11 protein-coding genes and 1 pseudogene are annotated in these 16,003 nt (G+C 63.9%); 7 read left to right on the top strand and 5 right to left on the bottom strand.

Annotated features, from left to right (window positions below; all coding sequences use genetic code 11):
• Positions 1–5: 5 nt before the first annotated feature.
• On the bottom strand, positions 6–3,494 hold the full coding sequence (smc, locus tag F753_RS42600) for a chromosome segregation protein SMC (protein WP_023446295.1): 3,489 nt from the start codon (positions 3,492–3,494) through the stop codon (positions 6–8).
• 206 nt (positions 3,495–3,700) lie between these two features.
• A complete protein-coding gene (gene moaA / locus F753_RS42605; RefSeq protein WP_023446296.1) occupies positions 3,701–4,696 on the bottom strand; it encodes a GTP 3',8-cyclase MoaA in 996 nt (331 codons plus the stop codon).
• Positions 4,697–4,885: 189 nt separating this feature from the next.
• Between moaA and F753_RS42610 the strand changes: the two genes are divergently transcribed.
• Both F753_RS42610 and F753_RS42615 read left to right on the top strand, forming a co-directional pair.
• A complete protein-coding gene (locus tag F753_RS42610; protein ID WP_031298120.1) occupies positions 4,886–5,737 on the top strand; it encodes an ion transporter in 852 nt (283 codons plus the stop codon).
• 121 nt (positions 5,738–5,858) lie between these two features.
• On the top strand, positions 5,859–6,272 hold the full coding sequence (locus F753_RS42615) for a CopD family protein (RefSeq protein WP_003285474.1): 414 nt from the start codon (positions 5,859–5,861) through the stop codon (positions 6,270–6,272).
• Between the two features lie 121 nt (positions 6,273–6,393).
• On the opposite strand, the gene F753_RS42620 is transcribed toward F753_RS42615, so the two are convergent.
• On the bottom strand, positions 6,394–6,870 hold the full coding sequence (locus F753_RS42620) for a DUF2231 domain-containing protein (protein ID WP_003285475.1): 477 nt from the start codon (positions 6,868–6,870) through the stop codon (positions 6,394–6,396).
• 147 nt (positions 6,871–7,017) lie between these two features.
• Here F753_RS42620 and coxB point away from each other — a divergent pair.
• The 4 genes and pseudogenes from coxB to F753_RS42640 all read left to right on the top strand — a co-directional run bounded on the left by coxB (position 7,018) and on the right by F753_RS42640 (position 11,632).
• Positions 7,018–7,909 (top strand): annotated as a pseudogene (gene coxB, locus F753_RS42625) (cytochrome c oxidase subunit II).
• Complete coding sequence (gene ctaD, locus F753_RS42630; protein WP_023446300.1) at positions 7,906–10,434, top strand: cytochrome c oxidase subunit I; 2,529 nt, start codon at positions 7,906–7,908, stop codon at positions 10,432–10,434. Before coxB ends, ctaD begins: the two are co-directional and overlap by 4 nt.
• A complete protein-coding gene (locus F753_RS42635; protein WP_023446301.1) occupies positions 10,434–10,793 on the top strand; it encodes a hypothetical protein in 360 nt (119 codons plus the stop codon). Before ctaD ends, F753_RS42635 begins: the two co-directional genes overlap by 1 nt.
• Positions 10,794–10,804: 11 nt before the next feature.
• Positions 10,805–11,632, top strand: coding sequence for a cytochrome c oxidase assembly protein (locus tag F753_RS42640; protein ID WP_014820498.1), 828 nt, complete (start codon positions 10,805–10,807; stop codon positions 11,630–11,632).
• Between the two features lie 29 nt (positions 11,633–11,661).
• Here F753_RS42640 and tusA read toward each other — a convergent pair whose 3' ends face one another.
• Both tusA and rlmM read right to left on the bottom strand, forming a co-directional pair.
• A complete protein-coding gene (gene tusA / locus F753_RS42645) occupies positions 11,662–11,913 on the bottom strand; it encodes a sulfurtransferase TusA (RefSeq protein WP_014820499.1) in 252 nt (83 codons plus the stop codon).
• A gap of 65 nt (positions 11,914–11,978) precedes the next feature.
• Positions 11,979–13,028, bottom strand: coding sequence for a 23S rRNA (cytidine(2498)-2'-O)-methyltransferase RlmM (rlmM, locus tag F753_RS42650; protein ID WP_023446302.1), 1,050 nt, complete (start codon positions 13,026–13,028; stop codon positions 11,979–11,981).
• Positions 13,029–13,192: 164 nt separating this feature from the next.
• Here rlmM and acnA point away from each other — a divergent pair, with 164 nt between their 5' ends.
• Positions 13,193–15,868: an aconitate hydratase AcnA gene (gene acnA / locus F753_RS42655; protein ID WP_023446303.1), complete on the top strand. Its 2,676-nt coding sequence runs from the start codon at positions 13,193–13,195 to the stop codon at positions 15,866–15,868.
• Positions 15,869–16,003 lie beyond the last annotated feature (135 nt).

Below are 16,003 nucleotides of genomic sequence, written 5' to 3' on the forward strand. Positions count from 1 at the left end.
TAATCCTAGGCTTCGGCGAGTGCAACGGCCTGTTCGACGTCGACTGTCACCAGGCGTGAGCAGCCCGGCTCATGCATGGTCACACCCATCAGCTGATCGGCCATTTCCATGGCGATCTTGTTGTGGGTGATGTAGATGAATTGCACTTTCTCCGACATCTCCTTCACCAAGCGCGCGTATCGACCGACGTTCGCATCATCCAGCGGTGCGTCAACTTCATCGAGCATGCAGAACGGCGCGGGATTGAGCTGGAAGATGGCAAAAACCAGCGCCAGCGCCGTCAACGCCTTTTCGCCACCGGAAAGCAGGTGAATGGTGCTGTTCTTCTTTCCGGGCGGACGCGCCATGATCGCCACCCCGGTATCGAGTAAATCTTCTCCGGTAAGTTCCAGATAGGCATTGCCGCCGCCGAACACTTTCGGGAAAAGCGCCTGTAGGCCACCGTTGATCTGATCGAAGGTCTCTTTGAAGCGGTTGCGAGTTTCCCGGTCGATCTTGCGGATGACGTTTTCCAGCGTATCCAGCGCCTCGACCAGATCATCGTTCTGCGCATCGAGGTAACGTTTGCGTTCCGATTGCTGCTGGTACTCATCGATCGCCGCGAGGTTGATCGGGCCCAGGCGCTGAATGCGCTGGCCAAGGCGCTCCAGCTCCGCCTCCCAACGCGGCTCGTCTGCATCGGCAGGGAGCGTGCCAAGCACGCCATGCAGATCGTAGCCGTCCTCCTGCAGCTGGTCCTGCAACGCCTTGCGGCGGACGCTCAGCCCTTGCCAATCCAGCCTTTGCTGCTCCAGCTGCCCACGTAGCAGCTGCGCTTGCTGCTCGGCCTGAGTGCGGCGTTTTTCGGCATCACGCAGCTCGCGGTCGGCGTCTTCCAGGGCCAGTCGCGCATGCTTGAGTTCGTCTTCGACACCCATGCGACGCTCCAGCAGCTCTTCGAGCTTCATGCGCAGTTCTTCCAGCGGTGCCTCGCCCTCCTCCAGGTTCAGCGTCAGCTGCTCGCGGCGCTCGATGGCACGTTCGAACTGTTGCTCCAATCGCTCCAGCGCCTGCCGGGTGGACTCGTACTGCGCCTTGAGCGAACCGACCCGCAACGCCAGCTGATGCGCCTGGTCCTTGTGCTGACGGGCATCCTGGCGAATGCGATCGAGCCGCTCGCGAATGCCGTCGCGACTGGCCAGCAATGTCTCGCGCTGCTCGGTGTCCTGGGCCATCGCATCCAGCGCGTCCTGTAGTTGCAGACGCGCCTCGCCGAGCTGTTCGGTCTCGATCTCGCGCTGTTCGTTCTGCTCGGAAAGCTCTTCATCCAGACGCTGGCGGCGCAGCGCCAACTGCTCGAGGCGCGCTTGCCCGGCAGATAGCTGCGCCTTGAGATCGCTATGGCTGCGAGCTTCCTCCTGCTGCCGACGACGCTGCTGCTCGCGCTCGTCTTCGAGACGGGCCTGATCGCTACGCAACTCAGCGATGCGCTCTTCAACTGCCGCCAGGGCGGTTTCACGCTCTTCGCGCTCTGCCTGTAACCGCTCCAGTTCCTGCCCGCGGGCGAGCACACCAGATTCGGCCTCGCTGGCGCGCCGCACCCGCAGAAAATGCCGACCGACCCAGTAACCGTCCCGGCTGACCAGGCTTTCGCCGTCGTTGAGACCCGAGCGCGCGGCCAGCGCCTGCTCCAGCGAATCGACCGGACGCACGTTGCCCAGCCAGGGCGACAGATCCATAGCGGACTCGACCAGATCGAGCAAGCTACCAGCGCGGCGCGCACCGCCATCTGCAGGGCTGACCAGCCGCAGGTCGCCCTGCTCGAAGCCCTCGAAATCGACCGCCGTAAAATCATCCAGCAGCACGGCATGCAGATCGGCACCCAGCACGGTTTCAACCGCCACTTCCCAACCGGGCTCGACTCGCAGCCCTTCGGCGAGGCGCGGGCGTTGATCCAGTCCCTGCTCGCGGAGCCACTCGCCGACGCCCTTGCCGGGGTCCATCGCCGCCTGCTGCAGCGCCTCCAGCGAGGCGATGCGACCATTCAGACGCTGCAACTCACCCTGCGCCTGCTGCTGCGTCTGGGTCGCCTGCTGCAGCGTTTCACGCAATCGCTCCAGACGTTCATTGAGGGCATCGCCGGCCGCGGCGAGCGCTTCGAGATCGAGCTCACTGGCGGCAAGCTGCTCGCCCAGCTCGAGAATCGCCACATCTTCAGGATCGGTAGCCAGCAGCGCACGTTCGTCATCCAGCCGACGTTGACGTTCTGCCAGCCGCTCCAGGCTCTGCTCCAGCTGCTGGATGCGCGACTGCTGGACTTCAGCCACGCGGCGTGGCTCAGCGCTGAGCTGATTGAAGCGTTCCCATTGTTCCTGCCAGCCCTGCATGGCCGCTTCAGCCTCTTCCAGCTGGACGGCAGATTCCTCCGCGGCGGCGCCGGAGAGCTCCTGCTCTGGCTCGAGCATCGCCAGTTCCTCGCCGAGCGTGGCCAGCAGCGTGCGGTCGTGGCCGAGGTGTGATTCCGTCTCCAGTCGCGCCTGCTCCGCCTCGCGCAGATCGTCCTGCAACTGACGCAGGCGCTGCTGGCCGTGCTGGATGCTCTGCTCGACCCGGGCGATATCGCCGCCAACCGAATAGAAGCGACCCTGCACCTGGTTGAAGCGCTCGGACAGCTCGTGGTGGCCGTCACGCAGGCGTTCGATGCTCGCGTCGGCGTTGCGCTGCTCGGCGACCAGCGCTTCGAAGGCGACTTCCTGATCGCCAATGACCTGCTCGCGCTGGCCGACCTGCTCGTTCAAGGCCTGCCAGCGCAGTGCCGACAGCTGCGCCTTAAGCTGACGCTCTTCGGCCTTGTATTCCTGATATTTCTCCGCCGACTGCGCCTGACGGTGCAGACGTTCGAGCTGGCGTTCCAGCTCTTCGCGCAGGTCGGTCAGGCGAGCCAGGTTCTCGTGCGTCCGACGAATACGGTTCTCGGTTTCGCGCCGGCGCTCCTTGTACTTGGAGATGCCGGCCGCTTCCTCGATGAAGTTGCGCAGGTCCTCGGGCTTGGCCTCGATCAGTTTGGAGATCATGCCCTGCTCGATGATCGAGTAACTACGCGGCCCGAGCCCGGTGCCGAGGAAGATATCGGTAATATCGCGGCGCCGGCACTTCACGCCGTTGAGAAAGTAGGTGTTCTGCGAGTCGCGGGTGACGCGGCGGCGGATGGAAATTTCGGCGAAGGCTGCGTACTCACCGGTCAACGTGCCGTCGGAGTTATCGAAGATCAGCTCGATGCTCGCCTGGGTTACCGGCTTGCGCGTGTTCGAGCCATTGAAGATGACGTCCGTCATCGACTCGCCACGCAGGTTCTTAGCCGAGCTTTCGCCCATTACCCAGCGCACGGCGTCGATGATGTTGGATTTGCCGCAGCCGTTCGGCCCGACCACCGCCGCCATGTTGCTCGGAAAGCTGACCGTGGTGGGATCGACGAAGGATTTGAAGCCGGCGAGTTTGATGCTTTTCAGTCGCATGCGGCCTATCCGTGGCAGTCAGCGTGGGAACGAACAAGCGGGGTCGCCGTGAACATCGGAAATCCTGGCATCGAATGGGTACTGGCAAGAAGCCAGGGAGTTTATCACGCAGCCTGGCTCCGCTCGCAGCGTGGCGGCGCACAGAACGGTGTGGCAGGTGAAGGCATCAGAAGTGCAAGCGGCGCTCGGGCTGGAAAGACGATTCGTCAGCCGCCCGTCATGCTCATGAAGCGCACCACCTGAACCTGCTCATCAGTGCGGAAGTGATGTTTCTCCGGCTTGAGTTGCAGTGCGTCCACCAGCGCATTGCGCAGGCGTTCGCCATCGCCCGGATGCCGGCGCATCAGGCTTTTCAGATCCAGCGCACCCTCGTGGCCGAGGCATAGCACCAGCTTGCCTTCGGCAGTCACGCGGACGCGGTTGCAACTGCCGCAGAAGTTGTTGCTGTGGGGCGAAATGAAGCCGACCTGTGTTTCGCTGCCCGCTACCTGCCAGTAACGCGACGGGCCGCCGGTAGCGTGACTGCTGCGCACCAGGGTGTGCCGCGCCTCGATCCGTTCGCGCACTTCGTCACTCGAGCAGAAGGTGATCTGGCGCTGATGACTGGACACGCTGCCCAGCGGCATCTCCTCGATGAAGCTGATATCCAGGCCGCGCTCGATGGCGAACTCCACCAGATCGAGAATCTCGTCGTCGTTGCGCCCCTTCTGCACCACGCTGTTGAGCTTGATCCGCTTGAAGCCAGCAGCGCGTGCCGCCTCGATGCCTGCCAGCACCTGATCGAGGCGGTCACGGCGGGTCAGTTCGGCGAAGCGGTCGCGCTTGAGCGAGTCGAGGCTGATGTTCAGGCGCTTCACCCCGGCATCACGCAGCGCCGGCGCCAGACTTGGCAGCTGTGAACCATTGGTGGTGATTGCCAGGTCTTCGAGCTCGCTGCGCGCGCCCAGTTGCGCCAGCAGGCCGGTCAGCCCCTTGCGCACCAACGGCTCGCCGCCGGTCACGCGAATGCGTTTGACACCGAGACTGATGAAGGCATCGGCCACGGCATAGAGCTCTTCGAGGGTAAGTATCTGCGCGCGGGGAGCGAAGACCATGTCTTCACTCATGCAGTAGGTGCAGCGAAAATCGCAGCGATCGGTTACCGATAACCTCAGGTAGGTGATGCGCCGGCCGAACGGGTCGACCAACTGGGAATCGGGCATGGAACTCTCCAACTGCTGGCTGCGCCTGTATTCAGACTATGCGCTAAGCGCGAATCAGGCAAAGTGACGTTACCAACGGCGAGCGGTCCGCGCCACCGCCGGGCATGCAGCATCACGGTCGCAATGCTTTAATGAGCCGCTTTGGCAGGCGACCCGCTGACCTGCAACCCATGCGAGAGACCACAGCGAATGGATAACGACTCCTTGAAAGCGATGAGCTGGCGCGAACGGCTATACGTCATCATCTTTTTCACCAATACCCCAGCGGGAAAACGCTTCGATACCTGGCTGCTGGTGATTATCCTCGCCAGTCTGGTCGTGGTGATGGTCGACAGCATCGCCTCCTTCAATGAGCGCCACGGGGAGCTGCTGACCACTCTGGAATGGGGATTCACCACGATATTCGCCCTGGAATACCTGGTGCGCATCTACACCCACCCCGAGCCACGCAAATACATCTTCAGCTTCTACGGCGCGGTGGACCTGCTCTCGGTGCTGCCGGCCTTCATCGCCCTGCTGCTACCCGATGCGCAGTACCTGCTGGTGGTACGCATCGTCCGCATGCTGCGGATTTTCCGTGTACTCAAGCTCACGCCCTACCTGAGCCAGGCGAACTTCCTGCTGGTGGCGCTGCAGGGCAGCCGGCAGAAGATCATCGTCTTCCTCGTCAGCGTAACCACCCTGATCATCGTTTACGGCACGCTGATGTATGTGATCGAAGGGCCAGGCAATGGCTTCACCAGCATTCCGATAAGCATCTACTGGGCGGTGGTCACACTGACCACGGTCGGCTTCGGCGATATCGTTCCGCATACGCCGTTGGGCAAGGCGCTGGCGACGATGGTGATGATCACTGGTTATTCGATCATCGCCGTGCCGACCGGCATCTTCACCGCCGAGCTGGCGAATGCCATGCGCCAGGACAGCCTGCGCCACAGCTGCCCGACCTGCGACAAGCTCACCCATGAGCCCAATGCGGCCTTCTGCAGTCGCTGCGGCAGCCAGCTGTTCGAGCGACGCGAAGGCGAGGCGCGCGACTGACACGAGCCAACCGTCGCGCGGGCTGGGTTGCCGACCCGCTGCATCGCCAACGGCATGGCGAACTGCCCTGAAGCAGGGCTGTCACATCCTCTGACTCGCGTCAGGCAGGATGGAGACCGGCATGCCCTTGCTCAAACTGCTGCACTTCGCTGCCCTGCTCTGCTGGTGCGGCTCGCTGCTTTATCTCCCGGCGCTGATCGCGGCGGGCACCAAGCGTAGCGATCAGCTCTTCTACCGTGACCATGCACACCTCACCCGCATGGTCTTCACCCTCATCAGCACCCCGGCTGCGCTGCTGGCGATCGGCTCCGGCACGGCGCTGTTCCTGCGCGACGGCACGCTGGCAGGCTGGCTGATCATGAAGCTCACGGTGGTGACGGCGATGGCGCTCTGTCATGCGCTGTGCGGCGTTCTCGTCCTGCGCATCGAACGCGAGCCGGAGCGTGGCGTCACATACCAGTGCATCACCTTGGGCGTGATGGTGCCCGTGCTGATCGCCCTGACTCTGTGGCTGGTGCTGGCCAAGCCCTTCTGACCTCAAGGAACGACCGCCTCGCATGACCGACTCTCCGGCCCGATTCGTATACCCTCAGCGCCATTGCGCGGCGCAGCCCGGCAGGTCGCCAGGAGACGACTCGATCAGTTGCGACTCGCGCTTACGGCCCATCACCTTCAACGTCCACACCAACCGCGTGCTCGTAGACCAGGCGCCCGCCGAGAAAGGCCGCCAGCGAGATCAGCACGGCGGTCAGCAGCGACAGGTAGAGACCCCACATGGCATCGCCGTCACCGCGATCCATGCCCTGGTAGCGCAACAGCCAGTTCAGCGAGGCCAGGGAAAGCATCATCACCGCCAGGATCGCATGGCACCACGCGGTCACCTTGCGGCGAATCTGCTGCACGGTGACCAGATCAATCACGCCGGCGACGCTGGCGATCCAGCCGCCGATCGCACCCACACCGGAAAGCCAGAGGCCAGCGCGCCACCAGAATTCGTCAAGCGTCCACAGGTAGGCGAGATCCGCCGGCACCAGGCCGATCAACGCCGCGACGGGGAAGTGAATCATCATCGGGTGCAGCGGATGGCCGGCAATGGCGGCGTTGCTGTTGATGGACTCGCGTTCTGTGGCCATCCGGCCCTCCCAGGCACTGAAGTGAAACGGGCCGCCCGGTGGTCGAGACGAGGCGGCAACCCTTTCAAATGGACCACGCTGGCGCTGGCAGTTCCTTTACTCGCGGCCTGCGACGGTCCGCAATCGGCGCTTTCACCGGCCGGCCCGATGGCCCGCGACGTGGCGAACGTCTGGTGGGCGATGTTCGGCTTTTCCGTGGTGGTGCTGCTGGTAGTGAGCGCGCTGTGGATCTACGCGATGCTGCGCCGCCCGCGAACGCACACCGCCGAAGAAGCCAAACGGATCAATCGTCGCTGGATCATCGGCGGCGGCCTGATCCTGCCCACCGTCACCATCATCGCCCTGCTGGCGTTCGGCATTCCCACCGGGCGCGGCATGCTGCCACTGCCGCTCGAGGGCGAGCAGCCGCTGCGCATCCAGGTCATCGGCCACCAATGGTGGTGGGAGGTGCGCTACCCGGAAAGCGGGGTGGTGACGGCCAACCAATTCATCCTGCCGGTCGATCGCCCGGTGGACGTCGAGGTCACCAGCGCGGACGTGATCCACTCGTTCTGGGTGCCACGCCTGGGCGGCAAGCTGGACATGGTTCCCGGCCGGACCAACACCCTGCGTGTGCAGGCCGCGCAGAGCGGGATTTTCCGCGGGCAATGCTCGGAGTTCTGCGGCAGTCAGCATGCGCACATGATTCTGCACGTAGAGGCGCTGGAAGCTGACGCTTTTTGCCAGCTGGATCGAGCCCCGCCGTGAGCTGCAGCACCAGCCACCCAGCGGCGATGCCGGTCGCGTCTTCGCTGAGCGCTGCGGGCAATGCCACCGCGTCACTGGCGTCAGCGAGGGCAATCGCGCACCGGACCTGAGCGATCTCGCCACCCGTCCGAGCCTCGGCGCCGGCGTGATCGCCAACGATGCGGACGGCCTGCGCCGCTGGCTGAGCGATCACCAGAGCCTCAAGCACGGCAACGCCATGCCGCGGCACGACGACATTCCCGAAGAAACCCTCGGCCAGCTTGCCGACTGGCTGGAGACACTCGCTCCATGACACCGACCCCGAAGAGCGGCGCGCCCGCCACCGATCTCGACCAGTTGCAGGACCAGTTCAACGAGGTCTGGGGCAACCCCCGTGGTTGGCGTGCGCTGACCATCGTCAACCACACCAGCATCGGTCTGCGCTTTCTGGTCACCGGAGCCTTCTTCTTCCTCGTCGGCGGCCTGCTGGCGATGCTGATCCGCACACAGCTCGCCCTCCCCGGCTACGAGCTGATGGAGCCGGACGTCTACAACCAGGTCTTCACCATGCACGGCACGGTGATGATGTTCCTCTTCGCGGTGCCGATGATGGAGGGGTTGGCGGTCTACCTGATACCGAAGATGATCGGTGCCCGCGACCTGGTTTTCCCGCGCCTTTCCGCCCTGGGCTACTACTGCTACCTGTTCGGCGGGCTGATCCTGCTGTCGAGCATCTTTCTCGACGTCGCGCCCAAGGCCGGCTGGTTCATGTACACGCCGCTGTCCAGCTCGGCACATACCCCCGGGGTGAACTCGGATTTCTGGCTGCTGGGCATCACCTTCGTCGAGATTTCCGCGGTATCCGCTGGCGTCGAACTGGTGGTATCGATCCTGCGCACCCGCACCAACGGCATGGCGCTGCACAAGATGCCGCTGTACGCCTGGTACATCCTGGTGATGGCGATGATGATCGTGGTCGGCTTTCCGCCGCTGATCCTCGGCTCGATCCTGCTGGAGCTGGAGCGCGCGGCCGGCATGCCGTTCTTCGATGTCGCCCGCGGTGGCGATCCGGTGCTCTGGCAGCACCTGTTCTGGCTGTTCGGTCACCCGGAGGTGTACATCATCTTCCTGCCCGGCGCTGGCATCGTCTCCACGCTGATTCCAGTGTTCTGCCAGCGCCCGCTGGTGGGCTACCGCTGGGTCGTGCTGGGCGTACTGACCACCGGCTTCATCAGCTTCGGACTATGGGTGCACCACATGTTCACGGTGGGCATTCCGCAGCTGGCCACGGCGTTCTTCTCGGCGGCGAGCATGCTGGTGGCAATCCCCACCGGCGTGCAGATCTTCGCCTGGCTGGCGACGCTCTGGCTCGGCAAACCGGTGTACAGGGTGCCAATGCTCTGGCTGGTGGGCTTTCTGATCGTCTTCGTCGCCGGCGGCCTGACCGGGGTCATGCTGGCGCTGGTGCCGTTCGACTGGCAGGTACACGACACCCATTTCGTCGTCGCGCACATGCACTACGTGCTGGTGGGCGGCATGTTGTTCCCGCTGATGGCCGGTCTGTACTACTGGCTGCCGCACTTCTCCGGGCGCATGCCGTCGGAAAAGCTCGGCCGCTGGGGCTTCTGGCTGTTCTTCATCGGCTTCAACGTGACCTTCATGATCATGCACTGGACGGGCCTGATCGGCATGCCACGGCGCGTCTACACCTATGACACCGGCCTCGGCTGGGACATGCCCAACCTGGTGTCGTCGATCGGCAGCTTCATCATGGCCGTGGGTGTCGCCACCATCCTGCTGGACATCATCCTGCACTTCCGCTTCGGCATCCCGGCGCCGAAGAATCCCTGGAAAGCCGATACCCTCGAGTGGGCCACCAGCCTGCCACCCAGCGCGTACAACTTCGTCAGCCTGCCCGACGTGACGGACCGTCATCCGTTGTGGAAAGACCCGGCCCTGCCCGACAGCATCGCCCGCGGCGAACATGCGCTGACGGTGATCGACCACGGTCGACGGGAGACCTGGGGCAGTGATCCGCTGACGGGCAAGGTCCGTGAGATCATTCATTTGCCTGGCAACAGCTGGCTGCCGTTCATTGCCTCGGTGTTCCTTGCGGTGCTCTGCCTGAGCCTGCTGAACAAAGCGTACATCCTCGCGATCATCGCCACCGTGGCAACGCTGATCGTGCTGCTGCGCTGGTCCTGGGAAAACGGCGCCCATCCTGCTGCCGCGCCGGACGCCCATACCCAACCGGGCGAGCCACCGCTGCACTCGCGTACGTTCGACGGCCCGGGCCTGTGGGGCATGGGCGTGACGCTGCTGGCCAATGGCGCGCTGTACCTTTCGCTGCTGTTCGGCTGGTTCTATCTGTGGACCGTGTCGCCGCAATGGCAGGTGCCGGACAGCGACCTGAACGGTTGGTTGATGCTGGCCAGCACCGTGTTACTGAGTGCCGGCACGCTCTGGCTGCACCAGCTGATCAAGCGTCTGCGCGCCGGTATGCATCGCGGGCTGATGGGGCAACTTGCCGTGTTGGCGATCGTCGCCTTCATTCAATCGGCGCTGCTGCTCTGGCTGATGCTATCGGCCGGTTTGGCACCGACCGAAACGGCCCACGATGCAGTGATCTTCGTAATGCTGGCGTACAACCTGATTCATTGCACGCTGGCAGCGGTGCTGACCGGCCTGCAGGCGTGGCGGGTAGCCCTCGGTTACGTGGGCGACAAAGCGCCATACGAGCCCATCGTGGTCGAGCAGCTCTGGTACTACAACCTGGGTGTGCTGTGGGTCAGCTATGCGGCGATCGTGTTGTTCCCGGCGACCTGGGGAGGTGCCTGATGGCCTATGCACGCACGTCGCCCTTTCACCCGGTGCAGATCCCGATCGGCCTGATCATCTGGAGCCTGTGGTTTGTCGCGATGTACGGTGGCCAGGCGGTGATCTGCAAGGTGAGCCCACCGGACCCCGCGGACGGCGTATGGAACTGGCTGAACGGCAGCCTCGGCGTGCTGACCCTGCTTACGCTCGGATTACTGTTGTGGATGGCGCGCTACTTCTGGCGCCTGTCACGGGGACCGGAGCAGTTGAACGAACGCCAGCAGTTCGTCACCAAGCTGGCTGCCGGCATTCACTTCATCGCGGCGCTGGCGACCCTGTTCGTTGGCATTCCGCTGCTGCAGATTCCGCCATGCCTGTAATTCGGCCCCCGATGCGCTGGGCAGCCGCTGCAGCCTTGACCGCCATCTTCCTGCCGGTATCGGCGCAGGCCCATGGCCTTTTCGATGCCCACCTGCTGGACCGCGCGCCATTGCTGCTCACGGCGGTGCTGGTCGCGGCCGCCTGGCTGCTCTATGTTCTGGGCGCCCGCAAGGTACCGCCGCGGCGGAGCGAGGCCCTCTGCTTTCACAGCGCCATGCTGCTGGCGGTGTTCTCGGTTTTCGGCCCCATCGACGACTGGGCGGAAAGCAGCACCAGCTGGCACATGACCCAGCACATGCTGTTCATCATCGTGATCGCGCCGCTGTGGGCGCTGGCCCGGCCGCTGCCGCAATGGCGCGGCGTCACCGGCCGCTTTGCCCAGCCGCTGTGGACCGGCATTCTGCGCGCCGGCCGCTACCCCACGCTGCTGGCGCTGCTGCATGGTGCGATCATCTGGATCTGGCACACGCCGAAGCTCTATGTGCTGGCGCTGGACAACCTCTGGTGGCACGCCTTTGAACATGCGTGCTTTCTGTTCACCGGCTGGCTGTTCTGGTGGTCGGTGCTGCGCGCCAATCCGAAGCAGGTGCCCCAGGCGTTGATGGCCGTGTTGCTGACGCTGATGCACACCGGCCTGCTGGGCGCCCTGCTAACCTTCGGCACCGTCTCGTTCTATGGCGAAGGTCGCTCGGTGGACGACCAGCAACTCGCCGGCCTGATCATGTGGGTACCCGGTGGGCTTATCTATCTGATCGGCGGGGGCTGGATCGCCTGGCGCTGGCTGACCCGCATGTGGCGGCGCCAGCAAACGGGTGCTGCCCGGGAGGAGCTGGGCTGAGGCTGCGAACGAGCGTGCAGCCGCGTCGCTCATTCGCTCTTCTTGCGAATCCAGTAGAGGTAGGTGCCAGCCGCTTCCTGCTGCTCGACCAGGTCATGGCCGAGAAAGATGCAGAACTTCGGAATATCTCTCTGGGTCGAGGGATCGGTCGCGATCACCTTGAGCAGCGCACCACCGGCCAGATCGCGCACCTTGTTGTGCAACATCATCACCGGCTCGGGGCAGTTCAGGCCGCTGGCATCGAGCACGGCATCGACGGACATTTCAGCTGATTGGGTCATCTTGGGCTCCGGAAAACTGGCGTGCATTGTTACGCATGCGCGCAGGCGGGTCATCCGCTGGCTGATCAGAGACGCCGCAGGTGGCAGGTCACCTCTTCACGGTCGTGGTACAGCTGCTTGCAGCCGATGCTGGCCTTGACGCCGCGCGCGGCCAGGCCATCGGCGATGCGCTCCAGCAGCCGCTTGACCTCGGCGTAGCGCTGCTTCATCGGCAGCTTGAGGTTCACCACCGCCTCGCGGCACAGGCCCTCGCCGATCCAGGTTTCCAGCAGTGCAGCATTGCGCGCCGGCTTTTCGACGATATCGCAGACCATCCAGTTCACCGGCTTGCGCGGGCGAAACGTGAAGCCGTCGGCACGGAAATGTTCGACCAGCCCGGAATCCATCAGCTCGGCGTCCATCGGGCCGTTGTCCACGGCGCTGACCTTGATGTGTCGGTTGACCAGCTGCCAGGTCCAGCCACCCGGCGCTGCGCCGAGATCGACGCCGGTCATGCCCGCCGCCAAACGCGCATCCCACTGGTCGCGCGGGATGAAATGGTGCCATGCCTCCTCCAGCTTTAGCGTGGAACGACTGGGCGCCTGGCGCGGGAACTTCAGTCGCGGGATACCCATCGGCCACAAGGCGCTGTTGTTCACCTCGGCAATACCGACGAACACCTCACGGCCACTCTTGAAGGTCAGCAACAGTCGCGGGCCGTTGCCCTGCTCGTCGAGGCGGCCGGCCTTGATCAGCGCCTTGCGTAGCGGTGCCTCGAACTTGCGGCAGAAGTTGGAAAGCTCCTTGCCGTCGTTGGTATCCAGCACTTCCAACCACAGGCCGCTGCACACCGGGTAGCTGGCCAGATACGCCAGCAGCACGCTGATACGATCCGTTTCAGGAAGTTGCAGATACTCGCCGCGCGCCCATTGCCGCGGAAAGATCAGTTCGGCGAAACGCAGCTTGCGCATCAGCCGCTCGGCGCCGCCACTTTCGCTGCAGATGAATTCCGCGCTGGCGCTCTCCGGCCGCGCCTTGGCGTAGCCGGTCACTTCCAGAATGGCGGCGTGTTCGCTGATTTCCGCGCAGACCTCGCCCTCGAAACCGGGGCGGCAATGCAGCAGCAATGTGTTCATGTTCGAATCCTGTCAGCGATCGGGCCAGCGCCAAAGCCGCGCATCATAGCTGACCATGGGAACCCTCGCCCGCATGACCCGGTCCAGTGCAGTAGCGAAGCCCCATGGGTTTCACCGCTCGTTCATCAGCCAGCCCTTACCGTGTGGGCACAAGGAGATGAGGAATGCCTTCCCTGGATAGCCTGAATTGCCGCCGCAGCCTCGAAGTTGCCGGCAAGACCTACCACTACTACAGCCTGCCCGACGCAGCCGCCCAACTCGGCGATATCAGCCGCCTGCCCACGTCACTGAAGGTGCTGCTGGAAAACCTGCTGCGCTGGGAAGACAACCAGACGGTGCGCGCCGACGACCTGAAATCCCTGGTGAGCTGGCTGAATACCCGCAGTTCCACGATGGAGATCCAGTATCGCCCTGCCCGCGTACTGATGCAGGACTTCACCGGCGTCCCGGCGGTCGTCGATCTTGCAGCCATGCGCGACGCCGTCGCCAAAGCTGGCGGTGATCCGCAGAAGATCAACCCGCTGTCGCCGGTGGATCTGGTCATCGACCACTCGGTGATGGTCGACCGTTTCGGCAACGATCAGGCATTCGAGCAGAACGTCGAGATCGAGATGCAGCGCAATGGTGAACGCTACGAGTTTCTGCGCTGGGGCCAGCAGGCCTTCGACAACTTCGCCGTAGTGCCGCCGGGCACCGGCATCTGTCACCAGGTGAATCTGGAATACCTCGGCCAGGTGGTCTGGACCCGCGAAGAGAACGGCGAAACCTTCGCCTATCCGGATACCCTGGTCGGCACCGACTCGCACACCACCATGATCAACGGCCTCGGCGTGCTGGGCTGGGGCGTTGGCGGGATCGAAGCCGAAGCGGCAATGCTCGGTCAGCCGGTGTCGATGCTGATCCCCGAAGTGATCGGTTTCCGCCTCAGCGGCAAGCTCAACGAGGGTGTCACCGCCACCGACCTGGTGCTGACCGTGACGCAGATGCTGCGCAAGCACGGCGTGGTCGGCAAGTTCGTCGAGTTCTATGGCCCCGGCCTGGATCACCTGCCGCTGGCCGACCGCGCCACCATCGGCAACATGGCCCCGGAATATGGCGCCACCTGCGGATTTTTCCCGGTCGATCAGGTGACCATCGACTACCTGCGCCTGACCGGCCGCAACGAAGAGCGCGTCGCACTGGTCGAGGCCTACAGCAAGGCGCAGGGCATGTGGCGCGACAGCAACTCGCCCGATCCCGAGTTCACCGCTACCCTCGAACTGGACCTGAGCCAGGTTCGACCGTCCGTGGCGGGGCCCAAGCGTCCGCAGGATCGTGTGACCCTCGGCGATATCGGCGTGAACTTCGACCTGCTGCTTGAAACCAGCGGGCGTAAGCAACAGGCCGATACCGATTTTGCGGTCGCTGGTGAACAGTTCCAGCTCAAGCACGGCGCGGTGGTGATCGCAGCCATCACCTCCTGCACCAATACCTCGAACCCGAACGTGCTGATGGCCGCCGGCCTGGTTGCGAAGAAGGCCATCGAGCGCGGCCTGCAACGCCAACCCTGGGTCAAAACCTCTCTGGCGCCCGGTTCGAAAGTGGTGACCGACTACCTCGAGCGCGCCGGCCTGACCCGCTATCTCGACGAACTCGGTTTCAACCTGGTGGGCTACGGCTGCACCACCTGCATCGGCAACTCCGGGCCGCTGCCGGATGCCATCGGCCAGGCGATCACCGATAACGATCTGATCGTTTCTTCCGTACTGTCCGGCAACCGTAACTTCGAAGGGCGCGTACATCCGTTGGTCAAGGCCAACTGGCTGGCCTCACCGCCGCTGGTGGTCGCCTTTGCACTGGCCGGCACCACACGCATCGACATGGACCGCGAACCGCTGGGCTATGACGCGCAAAACCAGCCGGTGTACCTGAAGGACATCTGGCCGAGCAGCGCGGAAATCGCCGAAGCGGTGGCGAGCATCGATGGCCAGATGTTCCGCAGCCGTTATGCCGACGTGTTCAGCGGCGACGAGCACTGGCAGAAGATTCCGGTCAGCGCCGGAGATACCTACGCGTGGGACGCTGGCTCCAGCTACGTGCAGAACCCGCCCTACTTCGAGGATATCGGCCAGCCTCCGACCCCACCGGCAGATGTCGAAAACGCTCGCGTGCTGGCCTTGTTCGGCGACTCGATCACCACCGACCACATCTCACCGGCCGGCAATATCAAGGCCAGCTCACCGGCCGGCACCTATCTGCAGTCGCTGGGCGTGGCGCCGGAGGACTTCAACTCCTATGGTTCGCGCCGCGGCAACCATGAAGTGATGATGCGCGGCACCTTCGCCAATATCCGCATCAAGAACGAGATGCTCGGCGGGGAGGAAGGTGGCAACACGCTCTATCAGCCGAGTGGCGAGAAGCTCTCGATCTACGACGCCGCCATGCGCTACCAGGCCGAGGGCGTACCGCTGGTGGTGATCGCCGGCAAGGAATACGGCACCGGTTCCAGCCGTGACTGGGCGGCCAAGGGCACCAATCTGCTGGGCGTCAAGGCGGTGATCGCCGAGAGCTTCGAGCGCATCCATCGCTCCAACCTGATCGGCATGGGCGTGTTGGCGCTGCAGTTCGTCGGTGATCAGACGCGCCAGTCGCTGGGCCTGAACGGTACGGAGAAGTTGTCGATCCGCGGTCTAGGCGCCGATATCGCGCCGCGCCAGATGCTGACCGTGGATGTGGAGCGCGCCGATGGTTCGCGTGACTCGTTCCAGGTGCTGAGCCGCATCGATACGCTCAACGAGGTGCAGTACTTCAAGGCTGGCGGGATTCTGCACTACGTGCTGCGCCAGCTGATCGGGAGCTGAGCGAAACCGGAAACGCCGATGCGATTCCTTTCGAATCGGCGTCCGCCGGTCCTTCGGCGATTGGTTTCCAGCTGCCCTGACGTCCCTGCCCGCTGCCCGGCTCCCTGAGTTCGCTTCGCATCGCGAAGCACCGGA

Source organism: Stutzerimonas chloritidismutans AW-1 (assembly GCF_000495915.1).
Classification (GTDB): Bacteria; Pseudomonadota; Gammaproteobacteria; order Pseudomonadales; family Pseudomonadaceae; genus Stutzerimonas; species Stutzerimonas chloritidismutans.

Excerpts from the sequence above, each read along its gene's own strand:
- smc (WP_023446295.1), bottom strand. The coding sequence starts at position 3,494 with ATGCGACTGAAAAGCATCAAACTCGCCGGCTTCAAATCCTTCGTCGAT.
- moaA (WP_023446296.1), bottom strand. The coding sequence starts at position 4,696 with ATGCCCGATTCCCAGTTGGTCGACCCGTTCGGCCGGCGCATCACCTAC.
- F753_RS42610 (WP_031298120.1), top strand. The coding sequence starts at position 4,886 with ATGGATAACGACTCCTTGAAAGCGATGAGCTGGCGCGAACGGCTATAC.
- F753_RS42615 (WP_003285474.1), top strand. The coding sequence starts at position 5,859 with ATGCCCTTGCTCAAACTGCTGCACTTCGCTGCCCTGCTCTGCTGGTGC.
- F753_RS42620 (WP_003285475.1), bottom strand. The coding sequence starts at position 6,870 with ATGGCCACAGAACGCGAGTCCATCAACAGCAACGCCGCCATTGCCGGC.
- ctaD (WP_023446300.1), top strand. The coding sequence starts at position 7,906 with ATGACACCGACCCCGAAGAGCGGCGCGCCCGCCACCGATCTCGACCAG.
- F753_RS42635 (WP_023446301.1), top strand. The coding sequence starts at position 10,434 with ATGGCCTATGCACGCACGTCGCCCTTTCACCCGGTGCAGATCCCGATC.
- F753_RS42640 (WP_014820498.1), top strand. The coding sequence starts at position 10,805 with ATGCGCTGGGCAGCCGCTGCAGCCTTGACCGCCATCTTCCTGCCGGTA.
- tusA (WP_014820499.1), bottom strand. The coding sequence starts at position 11,913 with ATGACCCAATCAGCTGAAATGTCCGTCGATGCCGTGCTCGATGCCAGC.
- rlmM (WP_023446302.1), bottom strand. The coding sequence starts at position 13,028 with ATGAACACATTGCTGCTGCATTGCCGCCCCGGTTTCGAGGGCGAGGTC.
- acnA (WP_023446303.1), top strand. The coding sequence starts at position 13,193 with ATGCCTTCCCTGGATAGCCTGAATTGCCGCCGCAGCCTCGAAGTTGCC.